The sequence below is a fragment of the Thermosynechococcus sp. HY596 genome (assembly GCF_030518715.1).
In the GTDB taxonomy this organism is placed as follows: Bacteria; Cyanobacteriota; Cyanobacteriia; order Thermosynechococcales; family Thermosynechococcaceae; genus Thermosynechococcus.
Window position 1 is genome coordinate 1,683,912 of record NZ_CP130346.1, and the last position, 14,693, is coordinate 1,698,604.

The window sequence follows — 14,693 nt, forward strand, 5'->3', positions numbered from 1 at the left end:
AAATATCTCACTCCCTTTCGAAATAGCTATATCTACCTGAACAGCCGTTTCCTATTCGGGTCAATATCTTGATAGGACGTAACTTTATGCCATAGCCAGACTACTGTTTCTCGTCATCCTTGTGAAAACGGCTGTTATTCCTGACTGATTGAGCCGATAAAACAAGGCTCTCATACTGTTTAAGCTGGCGTCCAAAATGTACGTCAGCCAGATTTTGAAGAGCAGTTGTGAGTTCAGGACGGGATAGTCGCAAGGGCTGAGGCGCTTGAGAATAGACTTGACAATAGCTCCAAAAGATGCCATAGTAAATCAACTGTTTTTTTAATCTTTTAAGGGAAAAATACGATATTTCTTCTCTTTTTCCTACCTCTTCAAACTGTTGTTCAATACTTCTGCAAAGGAATAAGCCAATCATTTTACCTTTGGAGAGAACGTTGCCTATTGACTGATAAACTTGATAGTCTCCTGAAGATTGATTTCAAAATATGGCTTATCTTTTTGGAGTGCATCTGTGAAGGTCGTTGTCGTTGGCAGTGGTGGTCGAGAGCACGCGATCGCTTGGAAATTACTCGATTCTCCTCGCGTGACACAGGTCTATTGTCTCCCCGGTAATGGGGGCACAGCCTGCTTGGAGCGGTGTGAGAATGTGGCCATTGAAGCCACCGACCTCACGGGTATTGGTGAATTTGCCAAAGAGAATAACGTTGATTTAGTGGTTGTCGGGCCAGAGGTTCCCCTTGCCGCCGGCTTAAGCGATCGCCTACAGGCACTAAAGATTCCTGTCTTTGGTCCTAGCCAAGCAGGGGCACAAATTGAAGCCAGTAAAGCTTGGGCAAAGGCGCTCATGCAGGCGGCTCAGATTCCTACGGCCAAAGCAGCAGTGTTTGACAATTATGAGGCGGCCTCTCGTTATGTTCAAGCCCAAGGGGCACCCATTGTCATTAAGGCCGATGGTTTAGCGGCAGGTAAAGGAGTGACGGTAGCGGCCACCGAAGGGGAGGCGATCGCTGCCCTCGAGCGAATTTTTGGGGGTGAATTTGGCGCCGCTGGTCAACAGGTAGTCATTGAACCAGTACTAGAGGGGCAAGAGGTCTCCGTACTCGCCGTTACCGATGGCAAAACCATTCTGCCGCTGCTGCCCGCCCAAGATCATAAGCGCGTTGGTGAAGGGGATACAGGTTCGAATACTGGGGGAATGGGGGTCTATGCCCCTGTCCCTTGGGTGACACCAGAGTTAATGCAACGGATTCAACAGACGATTCTTGAACCTGCCCTTGGGGCGTTGCAGGATCGGGGAATCCACTACTGTGGTGTGCTCTATGCCGGTCTGATGGTGACGTCCGCAGGGGATCCCTACGTGGTGGAATTTAACTGTCGCTTTGGTGATCCTGAAACCCAAGTCGTCCTCCCCCTCTTGGAAACTCCTCTGATTGAGGTGCTCTTGGCCTGTGTCGAGGGACGCTTAGCCAGTTTGGGAGCATTGCAATGGCGCAAGGAGGTGGCTCTATCCGTCGTGATGGCAGCGGGGGGCTATCCGGGGAGTTACCGCAAGGGGGATGTGATTCACGGTATTCCCGCAGCGATCGCGCAGGGGGTTCTCGTTTTCCATGCTGGAACGCGCTGGCAGGAAGGGCAATGGTACACCAATGGCGGTCGGGTATTGAACATTACCGCTTTGGCTCCTGATTTTGCCACGGCTCAAGCCAAGGCCTATGCTGGCGTCAGCGCTATTGAATTTGCTGACTGCTACTATCGTCGTGACATTGGCTACCGTATTCTGGAATCATCGGCTCACAAAGGTGAATACCGTCCATGACCCTTCTCCCCCCAAAAACTAACCCATTACGCTGTTTAAGCGGTGCGCTCATTGCGGGCACCTTGGGGATTCTCCTTTATCGGCTAACAGGGGCGATCGCCTACGTCTTTGCCACTCACGCAGTGAGCTACCACAATCAACTGGTTTATAGCTTGGCCGTGGCCGTGCGCACCCTTGTGGTGGGCTTGTGTACCCTCGCAACGGGGGTCTTGAGCATTATTGCCGTGGGTCTCGTGGCTCTGACGCTGCAACTCCTTTGGGAACGCTGGGGACAACGGGAACAGGCTTAACCGTCGCTGATTTTGCCATCTTCGATTTTGGTGAGGCGATCGGCAATGGCTGTAATCCGTGGATCATGGGTAACAATCAACACTGTGCAGCCTTTTTGCTTTGCTAGCTCGTAGAGAATTTTGATCACCTGTTGGCCATTTTGGGAATCTAGGGAAGCCGTCGGTTCATCGGCAAAAATAATCTGCGGCTCACCCGCTAGGGCACGGGCAATGGCCACCCGCTGTTTCTGACCCCCAGAAAGATTTGCGGGCACAAAGTTAAGGCGATCGCCCAAGCCAACGGCCTTGAGAAGCGCTGCTGCCTGTTCCTTCGCTTTTTTACCTTTAATGCCCTTAAGATTGAGGGCAATTTCAACATTTTCCAGTGCGGTCAAGGCGGGGAAAAGATTAAAACTCTGAAAGACAAAGCCAATATTTTGCAGCCGAAATTTTGCCAGTGCAGCCTTGGACAGTTGCGTAATCTCTTGGCCTAAGACAACCACTTGGCCACTGGTGGGGGCAAGAATGCCGGCCAAAATCGAGAGCAGGGTGGTTTTCCCCGAACCCGAAGGTCCCATTAGCAGATGGATATGACCGCGCTGGACTTGCAGGTTAATGCCCTGAAGAACAGGGGTCTCGTGATGGCCAGAACGATAAACTTTAGTCAGATTGGTGGTGGCGATCGCCAGCCCAGTTGTTGTCACAGTGGCAAGTCTCATCAATCATTGATTAGCCGCATTAGCCACGGGTGGCACTAGCAAAGCGGATTTTCAGGTAGTCCGCCTCCATTTTCGCGCCCACCGGTTGCAGTGCTGCTAATCCTTGGGGGAGCACCATATTACGACGATGGTTACCAATGCGGATATTCAACTCATCTGCCGTCTTGTTCAGTTCAATTTTTTCCTTGGGTACCCCCGGTAGATAGAGTTCAAGGCTGTACTGGCCATCACTGGGCACCACCCGAATCGTTTGCTCTTGGTAATAGACCTGAGCTGGATCTTCATCAGCGTAGAGGGTCTCCTTCAGGCGGTGCAGTGCCGCTAAACCACAGAGTTCCTCAGCAAACAGGGGCACTTCCTTCACCGGTAGCGGGCGGAAATTGTCGTGAATTTCTTGACGGTATTGCTGCTGCATTTCTTTCCAGCGGGCAAAGAAGGGATCCTGTACCGTGTTCGGCAGAATACGGTTTGCAATGACTAAGTCGGTGGCCACGTTATAGAGGCTGAGATAGGCATGGGCGCGCAGCGACTCCTTAATGACCATCTTTTCTGGATTGGTGACCAAGCGCACTGAGGTTTGGGTGTTGTCGGTGAGGACTTTTTCAAGGGCTTCAATCTGCTCATAGAATTCATAGGGCGCATCCATCACCTCTTGATCGGGCAAAGAGAACCCCACCAAGGGCTTGAAAATTGGCTCCACAATCGGTCGCAAGGCCACAGACATCCGCTGCAAAGGCTTATAGAAACGACGCATATACCAGCCGCTCACCTCGGGTAGGCTCAACAGCCGCAGTGCTGTGCCTGTGGGGGCAGAGTCAATAATTAAGACATCGTATTGGCCTTCGTCATAGTGGCGTTTCATGCGCACAAGGGCAAAAATTTCATCCATCCCCGGCAAAATTGCCAGTTCCTCGGCTTGAACGCCCTCTAGCCCGCGTGCTTGCAAGACTTGGGTAATGTAGCGTTTGACAGCGCCCCAATTGTCCTCTAGTTCCATGAGGGCGTCCAGTTCGGCTCCCCAGAGATTTTTGGCCACAGGCACAGGCACATGCCCCAATTCGAGGTCAAAACTATCGGCAAGGGAGTGGGCAGGATCGGTGCTCAGCACCAGCGTTTTGTACCCCAACTCAGCACAGCGTAACCCCGTTGCTGCCGCCACTGAGGTTTTACCAACACCACCTTTGCCAGTCATTAAAATTACGCGCATGGGAAGGCTCTGCCCTAAACACGGTTGCTTAAAACATCTTAACCCTTGAGCTTGTCCTCAGGGGGGGGCGATCGCTCGCAATCAATGGAAATAAAATCATTAAGAAAAATAAATAAATACAACTACTTATTTAGCTTTACTAACAATAATTTAGGCCTCTCCCCGATCCCTTGGGGCAAATATTAAGTTAATGCTTAAGCCCTTGCAGTTTATAACTGTTTTCAAGGGTTTGTAACTGGAAATATATTTGGACTTATCACGACTATGACCACAACTCTCCAACGTCGCGAAAGCGCGAATTTGTGGGAGCGGTTTTGTAACTGGGTAACCAGCACCGATAACCGCCTCTATGTGGGCTGGTTCGGTGTGATTATGATCCCCACCCTGCTGGCCGCAACCATTTGCTTTGTGATTGCTTTCATCGCTGCTCCCCCTGTGGACATCGATGGCATCCGTGAGCCTGTTTCTGGCTCCTTGCTCTATGGCAACAACATCATCACCGGTGCAGTGGTGCCCACCAGCAACGCCATTGGCTTGCACTTCTACCCCATTTGGGAAGCTGCTTCCCTTGATGAGTGGCTCTACAATGGTGGCCCCTACCAGTTGATTGTCTTCCACTTCCTATTGGGTGCCTCCTGCTACATGGGTCGCCAGTGGGAACTCAGCTACCGTCTTGGCATGCGGCCTTGGATCTGCGTGGCCTACTCTGCCCCCTTGGCCTCTGCCTTTGCGGTCTTCTTGATCTACCCCATTGGTCAAGGCAGCTTCTCTGACGGGATGCCCCTGGGTATCTCCGGTACCTTCAACTTCATGATTGTGTTCCAAGCGGAGCACAACATCCTCATGCACCCCTTCCACCAATTGGGTGTGGCCGGTGTCTTTGGTGGCGCACTGTTTTCCGCCATGCACGGTTCGCTGGTGACCTCCAGCCTGATCCGTGAAACCACCGAAACGGAATCCACCAACTACGGCTACAAGTTTGGTCAAGAGGAAGAAACCTACAACATCGTGGCTGCCCACGGTTACTTTGGTCGCTTGATCTTCCAATACGCCAGCTTCAACAACAGCCGTGCGCTGCACTTCTTCCTCGCCGCTTGGCCTGTGGTCGGGGTTTGGTTCACCGCTCTGGGTATCAGCACGATGGCCTTCAACCTCAACGGGTTTAACTTCAACCACTCGGTCATTGATGCCAAGGGCAACGTGATCAACACTTGGGCTGACATCATCAACCGTGCCAACTTGGGTATGGAAGTAATGCACGAGCGCAATGCTCACAACTTCCCCCTCGACTTGGCCAGCGCTGAGTCTGCTCCTGTGGCCATGATTGCTCCCAGCATCAACGGCTAAGTAACGCTCATCTGCTGAACTTTGACACAGCCGCTCCTGCACTAGGGGCGGTTTTTTATTGCGTTATAGCCCACAGGCATTAACACGCTCAACACGGTAAAAAACCAAGTCTCAGAGACGCTGCTACCCGCCCAACGTCAATCTAAAAGATTGATAAAAGTCAATGGATAGATAAAGGTTTTTTGATTCTGTAAAAGTTGACCTCAAACTTCTTGCTGTTCAGAAATATAACCATATAATCAATAAATAAGAGCTTGCAGCGTTCATTGCTGCTGCTTAAGTTCTGTTGTTATTCATGGATTCATAACGACTATGACTACAGTTCTGCAACGTCGTCAGACAGCGAATCTGTGGGAGCGTTTTTGCGATTGGATTACCAGCACCGAAAACCGCCTTTATATTGGCTGGTTTGGGGTAATCATGATCCCGACGCTCCTTGCCGCAACGATTTGCTTTGTCATTGCCTTTATTGCGGCGCCCCCCGTGGATATTGATGGCATCCGTGAGCCTGTCTCTGGCTCCTTGCTCTATGGCAACAACCTCATTACAGCCTCAGTGGTACCCTCCTCTAATGCCATTGGCTTGCACCTCTACCCCATTTGGGATGCTGCTTCTCTGGATGAGTGGCTCTACAATGGCGGCCCTTACCAACTGATTATTTTCCACTTCCTTATCGGTATCTTTGCCTACATGGGTCGCCAATGGGAACTCAGCTACCGTCTTGGCATGCGCCCTTGGATTCCGGTCGCTTACTCTGCGCCCGTTTCCGCCGCCACTGCCGTGCTGTTGATCTACCCCATTGGTCAAGGTAGCTTTTCTGATGGCTTGATGCTGGGGGTTTCTGGTACGTTCAATTTTATGATTGTGTTCCAAGCGGAGCACAATATCCTGATGCATCCCTTCCACATGCTGGGTGTGGCCGGCGTCTTTGGCGGTGCCCTCTTCTCTGCCATGCACGGTTCGCTGGTAACCTCCAGCCTGATCCGTGAAACTACAGAAACCGAGTCCACCAACTACGGCTACAAGTTTGGTCAAGAGGAAGAAACCTACAACATCGTGGCGGCTCACGGTTACTTTGGGCGCCTGATCTTCCAATACGCCAGTTTCAACAACAGCCGCTCGCTGCACTTCTTCCTCGCCGCTTGGCCAGTGGTGGGTATCTGGTTTGCTGCCCTTGGCATTAGCACGATGGCCTTTAACCTCAATGGCTTCAACTTCAACCACTCCGTTGTGGATGCGCAAGGGAATGTCATCAATACTTGGGCCGACATCATCAACCGCGCCAACATTGGTATTGAGGTGATGCACGAACGCAATGCCCACAACTTCCCCCTCGACTTGGCAAGCGGTGAATCGGCTCCTGTGGCGATGATTGCCCCAAGCATTGAAGCCTAAACAGGTCGCTCCTAAACCTCTCTAGTGATAAGTCCAAATATCGCTCCCCACAGGGGGGCTTTTTTTGTCGCGATTATTGAGCAGGGAGTTGATACTGATCAACAATTTTTTTGGCAAAGGGGGGCACGTGAGCAGCCAGTTTTTGGGGATAGTTGCGCCGCACATAGAGATAGTTGCGGGTGAAGTGGGAGTCAATGGAAAAGCGGGCATATTCAAGCCCTTTGGGACCAATGCGCTCAATTACTAGGCCGACTAGTTTCGCCGCCCACATGGGGAGCGTGACGCCTTTATCGTAGGCAGGAATGCTTTGTTGCACGGCAGCGTGGCGATCGCCGGCACTCGTAACGGGCTGCGTTTCCAATTGATCGCGCACGAGGTCAAGCATTTCTTGGCCAAGCTCATTGCGCACCACCAGCCACTGCCAACCAAAGGGGGCGCCCATGTAGCCCACGACCAGATCGGCAAGGCCATTCACGTAGTCAAAGCAACTCATACACGAGGGGGCAAAGACATCCTTGAGTTGATTCGTTTTGAGGCCAAAGAAGGGCACCGTCTCTGTGGAGCCGTCGCTGTGCTTGAAATGCACCCGAAAGTCCTGCATGAATTCGTAGTAAATCACGGTTTCGGGCGATCGGCTGGTGGTTTTAAGGAATTTTTGCAGACCCGCACGGGTGACATTGTCCACGCAGGGAGTGCCCAGGACGTAGAGCTTTTCAAGACCCAGTTTGTCCTGTACCGCTCGCAGCGCCTGAATTTGACAGCCAACCCCAATCACCAACAGGCGTTTGAGGCCGCATTGCTCCACCTGCTCGAGAACCGATAGATTGGGAGACAGGGTCGGTTTATTGACGCGAGCGGCCAGAATCTCTTCACGAGTGCGGGCAATCACGGGCTTGGGGGTAAAGCGATCGCTTTCGCTATTTTGAACGCAGACAACGCCCTCGACCCGTCCCGACTCCAACATGGCAATGGCAATACTGCTGACGATGCCCGTCCACTGCGCCCCCGCAATGGGTTCGGTTTTGCGAGCCGCTATCATCTGCTGGTGAACGCCAAAGTAGCACTCGTCCCAATTGTCAAGATCACGGGCACGGCCATGACTTTGCTGCTCGAGAGTCTCAAACTGCTGATTGAGGAAGGCGCAGGCCTCCTTGACGTAGTGGATATAGTAGGTGTCGCAGAGACCACACTCACTGCACAGCGCCTTGGCGGGGCGGGGGCTACCGGGCTTGAGGGCACGGGCTTTTTGATGGGCGGCAGTCATGGGCACTTACTTCAGGAGTGAACGGGCGCGATCGCAAATCGCTTCGGGGGTGAGGCCATTGTAGGCCATGAGTTCGGCGGGGCTAGCCGTCGTTTCTCCCCGTTGCCAAGCCAACACATCGCGGGGACAGGTGGCACGCAAAAGAATTGGCTCCAACAGTGCCGCAGGGCCGCCCGTGACTCCCAAAAGGGCATCACCACCAAAAAGTCGTTGGAAGGTGGCCTCATCGGCAAAACCACCATCGGGTTCAGCACAGGTTTGCCAAGCAACATCCGTGGGGCGGTACAGTCGCCGGGGATTGATCACCGAGACAATCCGCACCCGATAGCCAAGCTGCTCCAACTGGGGCAGGGCATTATACACGGGTTGCAAAATCATGTCCCCCAGCACCGCCAGTACCAATGTGGCACGACCAGCGGCAGACTCGTAGAGGGTTACTGCACCGTCATCAAGGGCCTGTTCGGTTTGGGCAAAGGTGGTGCGCACCGGTAGGGGTGTTTTACTGGCAAAGATGGCAATTCCCTTGTTTTGTGCTGTGAGTGCCCAGCGATAGCACACTTGAATGCTGTTGGCATCCGGCGGAAAGAGGACAAAGACATTGCCATTGCGCAATAGGGCAGCGTAGTAGGCTTCAATTTCCGGGCGTTGGTGCGTCCAGCCATTGCGCCCCTGCTCAAGGGCACCCGCAGTATAAAGGGTCACTGTGGCGGGTGTGGGACGACGGAGTTCAGCCATGGCTTGGGTAACCGTTTGCCAAATGGGAAGGCCGTTAATGGCAAAGGATTCGTAGGAGCACCAAAGGCTGCGGCTCCCCATCAAGCACAGCCCTGCCGCCAGACCCGCACAGGCATCTTCGCTCAGGGGTTCATAGACTTGGCCATTGGGCACTTGGTTGTAGAGGGGATCCGTGGTCGGGTGAATGATCTTCAGGGCTTGGTTGATGTTGCCAATGCCAGAGGCCTCATTGCCATCGGCATTCGTGACCAGATAGCGGCGATCGCGCTGTCCCACTTCTGCCACCATGCGCCCCATCGCCGTTGTGGCTACTTTGTTTTCACCCAAGGCATAGGCCTCAAGGGCAACCTCCCCAAGGGGCGGTAAATCTAAGACCTGCTCAGTAACCACCACCTCCGCCGCTGGCCCACCGGCCGCAGCAACACAGTTTTGGCGCACCAGTTCCCAAGCAGCGGGGGAAAGGGCACGGGCTTTGAGAGCATTGACAATATCAGGGTTGTCGAGGGTGTGCTGGGCGTAGAGATTGTGGGATTTTGCCCCCTTGGCATGCACGCCGGCGCCTTTCAGTTGCTTGAGGATAAAAACCGTTAACTTGCCGGAGAGGGCCGATCGCGCCGCCTCCTGTACCCCCTTGAGCACCGCCTGCATGAAGGCCAATCGCTGACCAAAGGAAAAGAGCGTGCTATCAACGTAATCCCCTTCTTGGTCGCTGTCGTCAAAGTCCTTGGCATCCACCAGCACCACCTCTTGGAAGCCATTGCCGTGCCAGTAGGCCATCATTTCGGGATTGGTTTTGCGGGAGACCATACTGTGGTGCTCTTGGCTAAAGCCGTTCCACACGAGGACAGGCAGGAAGTTGGTCACCTCAGGAAAAGCGGTGTGGAAGTGGGCCATACTGCTCATCACATAGGGTTCCCCTAGGCCACCATCCCCCAAGGTGCAGGGAAAGAGGGTTTGGCGGTGCAACCAAGCGGCGGCCATGGCAAAGTGCTGCCCCTGTCCGAGGGGACCAGCGGGGGCCAGAACCCCCGGAATATAGCCAGAGAGGTGGCCAAGGAGGCCATGTTTTTCGCGGAAGCGATCGCGCAGGTCTTGAACCGTATAAATACCCATTTTTTCTAGGGAGCGATCCAAGAACAGGGCGGCATAAAAGCCGGGGGCGTGGTGCCCTACTTCGGTGATGATGTTCTTGTGCCCCAGCATTACTAGGGCGGCATAAGCTTCCGCTTGGCTGGCAAAACCACCGGGGTGACCTGAGGCTTTACTGCCGGTCATCTGTAAAATTAGATAGCGCAGGGCGTCGGCATAGAGGAGCGTTTGATAGGCAGCCGCAGGGGTGTCTAAGTCTGTGAGGGTGCTCTGTTGGTCATTGAGGAGGGGGCTTTGACCATACCGTTGCCAATCTGGCCAATCGTCGCCGAAATACTGGATTCCTTCACAGAAACTGGGCACCGAAGTTACCGCTGTCATAGACCCTGACCCAACTGTTGACTGCACGCTTAGTCTCCTATCTTACAGGGGTGGGGGGCGCTCTCACGGCGGCTGGGGCAGGGAATCTCCCTGAAATGCAGGCATTGCGATGGATTGTGGCCATAGATTGATTTTTCTTGGGGAACGGGATTAACGATGGCATTGGTGATAGCGGGCGATCGCAGTGGTGTCGGCAAAACAACGGTTGCTTTGGCCTTGAATGCAGCCTTAACGGCACGGGGGCAGCGCGTCCAAACATTTAAGGTGGGGCCTGACTACATTGATCCCCTGTTTCACAGCGCCATCAGTGGCCGCCCTTGCTGTAACCTTGACGTGGTGTTGACCAGTGCTGACTATGTCCGCGCCTGTGTGGGCTATTACAGTCAGGGTATGGATGCAGTGCTCATTGAGGGGGTGATGGGGCTGTTTGATGGTCGAGGGGGCAGCCATGAGGGCAGTACGGCACACATTGCCCAACTCTTGCAGGCTCCCATCCTACTGGTTGTGGATGTGCAAAAACAGGCAGCTTCGGTGGCGGCCTTGGTCTATGGCTTTTGCCACTATGATCCCTCCCTCCAGATTGCCGGCGTGGTCTTAAATCGCGTGGCCAGCGATCGCCATCGGCAAATGTTAGAAGCTGCCCTTGCCCCCCTTGGGGTGCCCATTCTCGGCATCATCTATCGCGATCAGGCCTTGGCACTCCCCAGTCGCCACCTCGGCTTAGTGCCGCCCCACGAATCAGGGGAATTTCAGCACCTCGGCGATCGCCTTGCCCATTTAGGAAACACCTGTTTTGACTGGGAGCGCCTCACGCCACTCCTTGCCCCAGCCCCCACCCCCGCAGCCCCCCCTTTTAGCGTTTCCCCCCTGACTCCAGTCACCCTTGGCATTGCCCAAGATGCCGCCTTTCAGTTTTACTACGCTGACACCCTTGATCTGCTCCACGCTTTAGGGGCAACGTTAATTCCGGTCTCACCCCTGCGGGATGCCCACTTGCCCACCAGTCTACAGGGGTTGATCCTGGGGGGTGGCTTTCCAGAGGTGTTTGCCCCAGAGCTAGCGGCGAATCACTCGTTCCTTGAGTCACTGCGGCAGGCCATTGAAGGGGGCTTAGCCCTCTATGCCGAGTGTGGTGGCCTCATGTACCTCAGCCAAGGCATCCAAACCTGCGAGGGAGACTACTATCCTTTGGTGGGATACTTGCCGACGGTTGCCCGCATGGGTAAAAAACTCACCCTCGGCTATCGCCAAGCCACGGCTTTGCAAACAACGGTGTGTCTGCGGGCAGGAGAGAGGGTTCAAGGCCATGAATTTCACTATTCCTGTTTGAGTGTGCCGCCGCCAACGCCGCTGTGGCAATTGGACGGTCAAGCCGAGGGCTGGGGCAGTTCTCGACTCCACGCCAGTTATCTCCATCTCCATTGGGGCGGCAATCCGCAGTGGGCGATTCGCTTTCTGCAGCAGGCAGCAAAGGTTGGATAATGCGACTCACGGCAGCGTAATTTTTGAAGGTATTTTTGTAGGGTGGTGTTGGGGAAGGTCAATGCCAAAGCAATACCGCGACGGGCTATACCTTTGCCTTGGGCTGCTAGTGATGCTAGGCGTGACTTTGGCGGCTTGGGCAACGGCGCCCTCCCAAAACTTGGCGTATTGGCAGCGGGTGATCCAACAACATCAGCAGCACCAGCAGGCGGTGGGTCAGCAGCGTCAACAACTCGAACGCCTTGAGGCAGCGGCGAGCGATCGCCTTGAGAGTTTGGAAACCAATGTGGATACGACAACGCAGCAATTAATGGCGGCCAGCGATCGCCTGCAAGCAGCGGAAAAACTGCTCAAAGACCTCAAGGAACAGCAACAGACCCTCAGCCAGCGCTACGAAGCCAGCGTGGCCGTGATTAGCGATCGCCTGCGGCGGCTCCAACGCTACCGCGAGATTCCGCAGTGGGCAATGGTCTTTGAGGCGGAAACCCTTAACGATTGGTTTGAGCAGCAGGGGCGTCTGCGTCAAGTCTATGAGCGCGATCGCCAGCACTTGGCCGCCTTGGTTCGCGATCGCGAGCGACTTCAGCAGCAGGAGCGACAAATTCAAATGCAACAGCGCTTCATTCAAGCCCTACGCCAACAACTGCAACAGCAACAGGCCATCTATGAGCGCGAAGCTGCAAACCAACGGCAACTCATTGCTCGCCTCCGGAGCGATCGCCAAGCCCTTGCCTCCATTGAAGCCCAACTCGCCCGTGATAGTGCCGCCATTCAGCAGCTCATTAACCAACGCCTCGGTTATGTCCCTAGGGGCGCCCCACCCCTTCCCCGCAGTGGTCGTCTTGCCTACCCCATTCAAGCACCGCTGACCAGTCCCTTTGGTTGGCGGATTCACCCAATTTTAGGCACACAGCGATTTCATGCTGGGGTGGATTTTGGGGCAGATTTTGGCACCCTCATCTTTGCTGCTGAAGCGGGCACCGTGATCTTTGCCGGTTGGTCAGGGGGCTACGGCCAAACTGTGATTCTGGATCATGGCGGCGGCATGACAACCCTCTATGCCCATGCCCAGCGATTGCTCGTACGGGAAGGTGAATTTGTGCGGCAGGGACAGCCCATTGCTGAGGTTGGCTCGACGGGACTCTCAACAGGCCCCCACCTCCACTTTGAAGTGCGCCTGAACGGTGAACCCAGCGATCCCTTGGCCTATCTCTAGGGGGTTGGCTGCCAAAAGACACCAATGGCGTTGTTCACCCGCGTCGTTGTCACCGAATGGCGATCCACCAAGACCCCACCAATGTAGAGAGCCGTGGAACTGCCACCATCCAGATTGACGGCATTGATCAAGCCCAACTGGCGGACAATTTGTGCCCATTCGGCGAGGGTTGGCCCCATACCCCCAACACGGTTGTGGGTGGTGACCCAGACAATGCTGCCATCATTGCGATTGCCCATGGCACTGCGGGGGGCTGCCTGCGCATCTAAACCCGCTCCAAATTGCTCCAGTGCCGCATTCAAGACCACTCGCCCCTGATCCACCAGTAGGGGACCTGCACCAACAATATTGGGAATGCTATTAAAAACAGCGGGCACAGCCGTGGTTTCCAGTTGCACGGAAGCTCCCGGTGGGAAGTTTGCCAAGGCGGAATTAAAGTTACGCGCCACCAGTAGAAAGCCATCTGCAGGAATAGGAATCGCTTGATTGTTATTGATCGGTTGCTGCCCCACCACCTGCTGATTGCGCACCGTAATCACCACTTCGCTGCCCGTTTTCCCTTGGTAGCTCGCGCCCCAACTGGGGGTATAAAGGGCAAGACCGGCTTGGACATAGCCAGAATTGAACGTGACAATGGGTACCGTACCGGCCGGCGTCCTCACCCGCTGCTGCAAACTAAGGCGACCGACAACCATCTGGCCGCGATCGTCCCAGCCAATGGCACCGCGATTGAGAATCGGACCTGAGAGCCAGTTGCCCTCACTGCGAATGGCCCCCAAGGGAGCTTGGCGATCGCGATTAAAGAATCCAGCATTAATGGCGGCTGCGGCTTGCCAGCGTTGAGCCAGTTCGGGCACCGTTGCTAAGCCCACCAAGGTTGTGGGGGTCATGCCGAGGGGACGCAGACGCAGCCCCGGCTGCTGAGGGTTAATGATCAGCAGATCCACAGGAAACTGACGACTGCCGAGGGTAACGGTTTGCTGTTGCCAACGTAGCCCCGGTGCCCATTGAATCGTACGCGGGGGGGGCGCATCCCTGCGAAAATCAATCACCAGACGCGGTGGATTGAGCAGCATTGAGGCCACTGGGCGAGTTGTGCTAGGAATTTGTGTTTCCAAGACTGTGCGATTGGGGGTAGCTGTAATTTTGACATTGGGAATCGTGGCCAACTGTCCCGTCGCCTCAATCGTCAGGCTAAGATCGCGGGGAGCGAGACCAGTACGACTAAAGGTGAGCCGATTCACTTGCCAAGGGGTAGGGCGATCCAATTCAAAGACCCAGCGATCGCCCCAAGGTTGTCGTCCCTGCCGCCAACTGAGAATCCGTGCCGGGGGGGTACTGATCTGGAGCGTATTGCCTTGGGGTTGCACCTGCCACTGATATTGCTCAATCCACGGTGTAATGTCCAAGTAGCGATACATGCCGTTGGGGCTAAAGCGCACCGCCAAGGGGCTAAATTGCGGCTGAAACCAAGCCACTGGTTGCTGAAACGGGTCTGTAGTATCCCCAAGGAGCACCCCGAAGCGATTGGCAAGGCCACCATCGCTAATCCCTATGCGCAGTTGATTTTGGTCATCGCGCCACTGCTGCCAAGCCACTGCATAGTCGCGGCCATTTAAGTTCAGGCGATCGCCGGCGATAACCTGCGCCATTGCCATTGTTGAGGGAGCGATCGCGACAGCAATTGCACTCCCAAAAACTAAACAAACAGACCTTGAAACCACACTTAACCCTGCACATCCATACTGAAACTACGTCAGTATAGTTGACCCC

Annotated in this window: 12 protein-coding genes; 6 read left to right on the forward strand and 6 right to left on the reverse strand. The window is 54.6% G+C overall.

The genetic code is table 11. The annotated features are described in order from the left end of the window. Nucleotides 1-100: 100 nt before the first annotated feature. Entirely contained in the window at nt 101-415 is a 315-nt protein-coding gene (locus QYC28_RS13270) for a hypothetical protein (RefSeq protein ID WP_399375118.1), read from the reverse strand. Between the two features lie 96 nt (nt 416-511). Here QYC28_RS13270 and purD point away from each other — a divergent pair, with 96 nt between their 5' ends. Both purD and QYC28_RS08415 read left to right on the forward strand, forming a co-directional pair. Further along, nucleotides 512-1,816, forward strand: coding sequence for a phosphoribosylamine--glycine ligase (purD, locus tag QYC28_RS08410; protein ID WP_302679298.1), 1,305 nt, complete (start codon nt 512-514; stop codon nt 1,814-1,816). Next, a complete protein-coding gene (locus QYC28_RS08415) occupies nt 1,813-2,106 on the forward strand; it encodes a DUF3082 domain-containing protein (protein ID WP_149819930.1) in 294 nt (97 codons plus the stop codon). Before purD ends, QYC28_RS08415 begins: the two co-directional genes overlap by 4 nt. On the opposite strand, the gene QYC28_RS08420 is transcribed toward QYC28_RS08415, so the two are convergent. Next, on the reverse strand, nt 2,103-2,804 hold the full coding sequence (locus QYC28_RS08420; protein ID WP_149819932.1) for an ABC transporter ATP-binding protein: 702 nt from the start codon (nt 2,802-2,804) through the stop codon (nt 2,103-2,105). The genes QYC28_RS08415 and QYC28_RS08420 overlap by 4 nt on opposite strands. 19 nt (nt 2,805-2,823) lie before the next feature. Beyond that, a complete protein-coding gene (locus tag QYC28_RS08425; protein ID WP_149819934.1) occupies nt 2,824-4,011 on the reverse strand; it encodes a TRC40/GET3/ArsA family transport-energizing ATPase in 1,188 nt (395 codons plus the stop codon). A gap of 264 nt (nt 4,012-4,275) precedes the next feature. On the opposite strand from QYC28_RS08425, the gene psbA (QYC28_RS08430) reads away from it, so the two are divergent. Together psbA (QYC28_RS08430) and psbA (QYC28_RS08435) are read left to right on the forward strand one after the other, a co-directional pair. Continuing rightward, on the forward strand, nt 4,276-5,358 hold the full coding sequence (gene psbA / locus QYC28_RS08430) for a photosystem II q(b) protein (RefSeq protein ID WP_149819936.1): 1,083 nt from the start codon (nt 4,276-4,278) through the stop codon (nt 5,356-5,358). 312 nt (nt 5,359-5,670) lie between these two features. Beyond that, nucleotides 5,671-6,753: a photosystem II q(b) protein gene (psbA, locus tag QYC28_RS08435; RefSeq protein WP_149819938.1), complete on the forward strand. Its 1,083-nt coding sequence runs from the start codon at nt 5,671-5,673 to the stop codon at nt 6,751-6,753. 73 nt (nt 6,754-6,826) lie between these two features. Here psbA (QYC28_RS08435) and QYC28_RS08440 read toward each other — a convergent pair whose 3' ends face one another. Both QYC28_RS08440 and QYC28_RS08445 read right to left on the reverse strand, forming a co-directional pair. Beyond that, nucleotides 6,827-8,017, reverse strand: a complete 1,191-nt coding sequence (locus QYC28_RS08440; protein ID WP_190278035.1) for a Coenzyme F420 hydrogenase/dehydrogenase, beta subunit C-terminal domain — start codon at nt 8,015-8,017, stop codon at nt 6,827-6,829. 6 nt (nt 8,018-8,023) lie between these two features. Continuing rightward, on the reverse strand, nt 8,024-10,222 hold the full coding sequence (locus QYC28_RS08445; protein WP_302679299.1) for a phosphoketolase: 2,199 nt from the start codon (nt 10,220-10,222) through the stop codon (nt 8,024-8,026). Between the two features lie 156 nt (nt 10,223-10,378). Between QYC28_RS08445 and QYC28_RS08450 the strand changes: the two genes are divergently transcribed. Both QYC28_RS08450 and QYC28_RS08455 read left to right on the forward strand, forming a co-directional pair. Further along, a complete protein-coding gene (locus tag QYC28_RS08450; protein WP_302679300.1) occupies nt 10,379-11,704 on the forward strand; it encodes a cobyrinate a,c-diamide synthase in 1,326 nt (441 codons plus the stop codon). A gap of 61 nt (nt 11,705-11,765) precedes the next feature. After that, complete coding sequence (locus QYC28_RS08455) at nt 11,766-12,920, forward strand: M23 family metallopeptidase (protein ID WP_302679301.1); 1,155 nt, start codon at nt 11,766-11,768, stop codon at nt 12,918-12,920. On the opposite strand, the gene QYC28_RS08460 is transcribed toward QYC28_RS08455, so the two are convergent. Further along, nucleotides 12,917-14,572: a phosphodiester glycosidase family protein gene (locus tag QYC28_RS08460; RefSeq protein ID WP_226971919.1), complete on the reverse strand. Its 1,656-nt coding sequence runs from the start codon at nt 14,570-14,572 to the stop codon at nt 12,917-12,919. The genes QYC28_RS08455 and QYC28_RS08460 overlap by 4 nt on opposite strands. Nucleotides 14,573-14,693 lie beyond the last annotated feature (121 nt).

Coding starts and splice junctions, on each gene's coding strand:
- QYC28_RS08445 (WP_302679299.1), bottom strand. CDS start 10,222: ATGACAGCGGTAACTTCGGTGCCCAGTTTCTGTGAAGGAATCCAGTAT.
- psbA (WP_149819936.1), top strand. CDS start 4,276: ATGACCACAACTCTCCAACGTCGCGAAAGCGCGAATTTGTGGGAGCGG.
- QYC28_RS08415 (WP_149819930.1), top strand. CDS start 1,813: ATGACCCTTCTCCCCCCAAAAACTAACCCATTACGCTGTTTAAGCGGT.
- QYC28_RS08440 (WP_190278035.1), bottom strand. CDS start 8,017: ATGACTGCCGCCCATCAAAAAGCCCGTGCCCTCAAGCCCGGTAGCCCC.
- QYC28_RS08460 (WP_226971919.1), bottom strand. CDS start 14,572: ATGGCGCAGGTTATCGCCGGCGATCGCCTGAACTTAAATGGCCGCGAC.
- QYC28_RS13270 (WP_399375118.1), bottom strand. CDS start 415: ATGATTGGCTTATTCCTTTGCAGAAGTATTGAACAACAGTTTGAAGAG.
- QYC28_RS08450 (WP_302679300.1), top strand. CDS start 10,379: ATGGCATTGGTGATAGCGGGCGATCGCAGTGGTGTCGGCAAAACAACG.
- QYC28_RS08420 (WP_149819932.1), bottom strand. CDS start 2,804: ATGAGACTTGCCACTGTGACAACAACTGGGCTGGCGATCGCCACCACC.
- psbA (WP_149819938.1), top strand. CDS start 5,671: ATGACTACAGTTCTGCAACGTCGTCAGACAGCGAATCTGTGGGAGCGT.
- QYC28_RS08425 (WP_149819934.1), bottom strand. CDS start 4,011: ATGCGCGTAATTTTAATGACTGGCAAAGGTGGTGTTGGTAAAACCTCA.
- QYC28_RS08455 (WP_302679301.1), top strand. CDS start 11,766: ATGCCAAAGCAATACCGCGACGGGCTATACCTTTGCCTTGGGCTGCTA.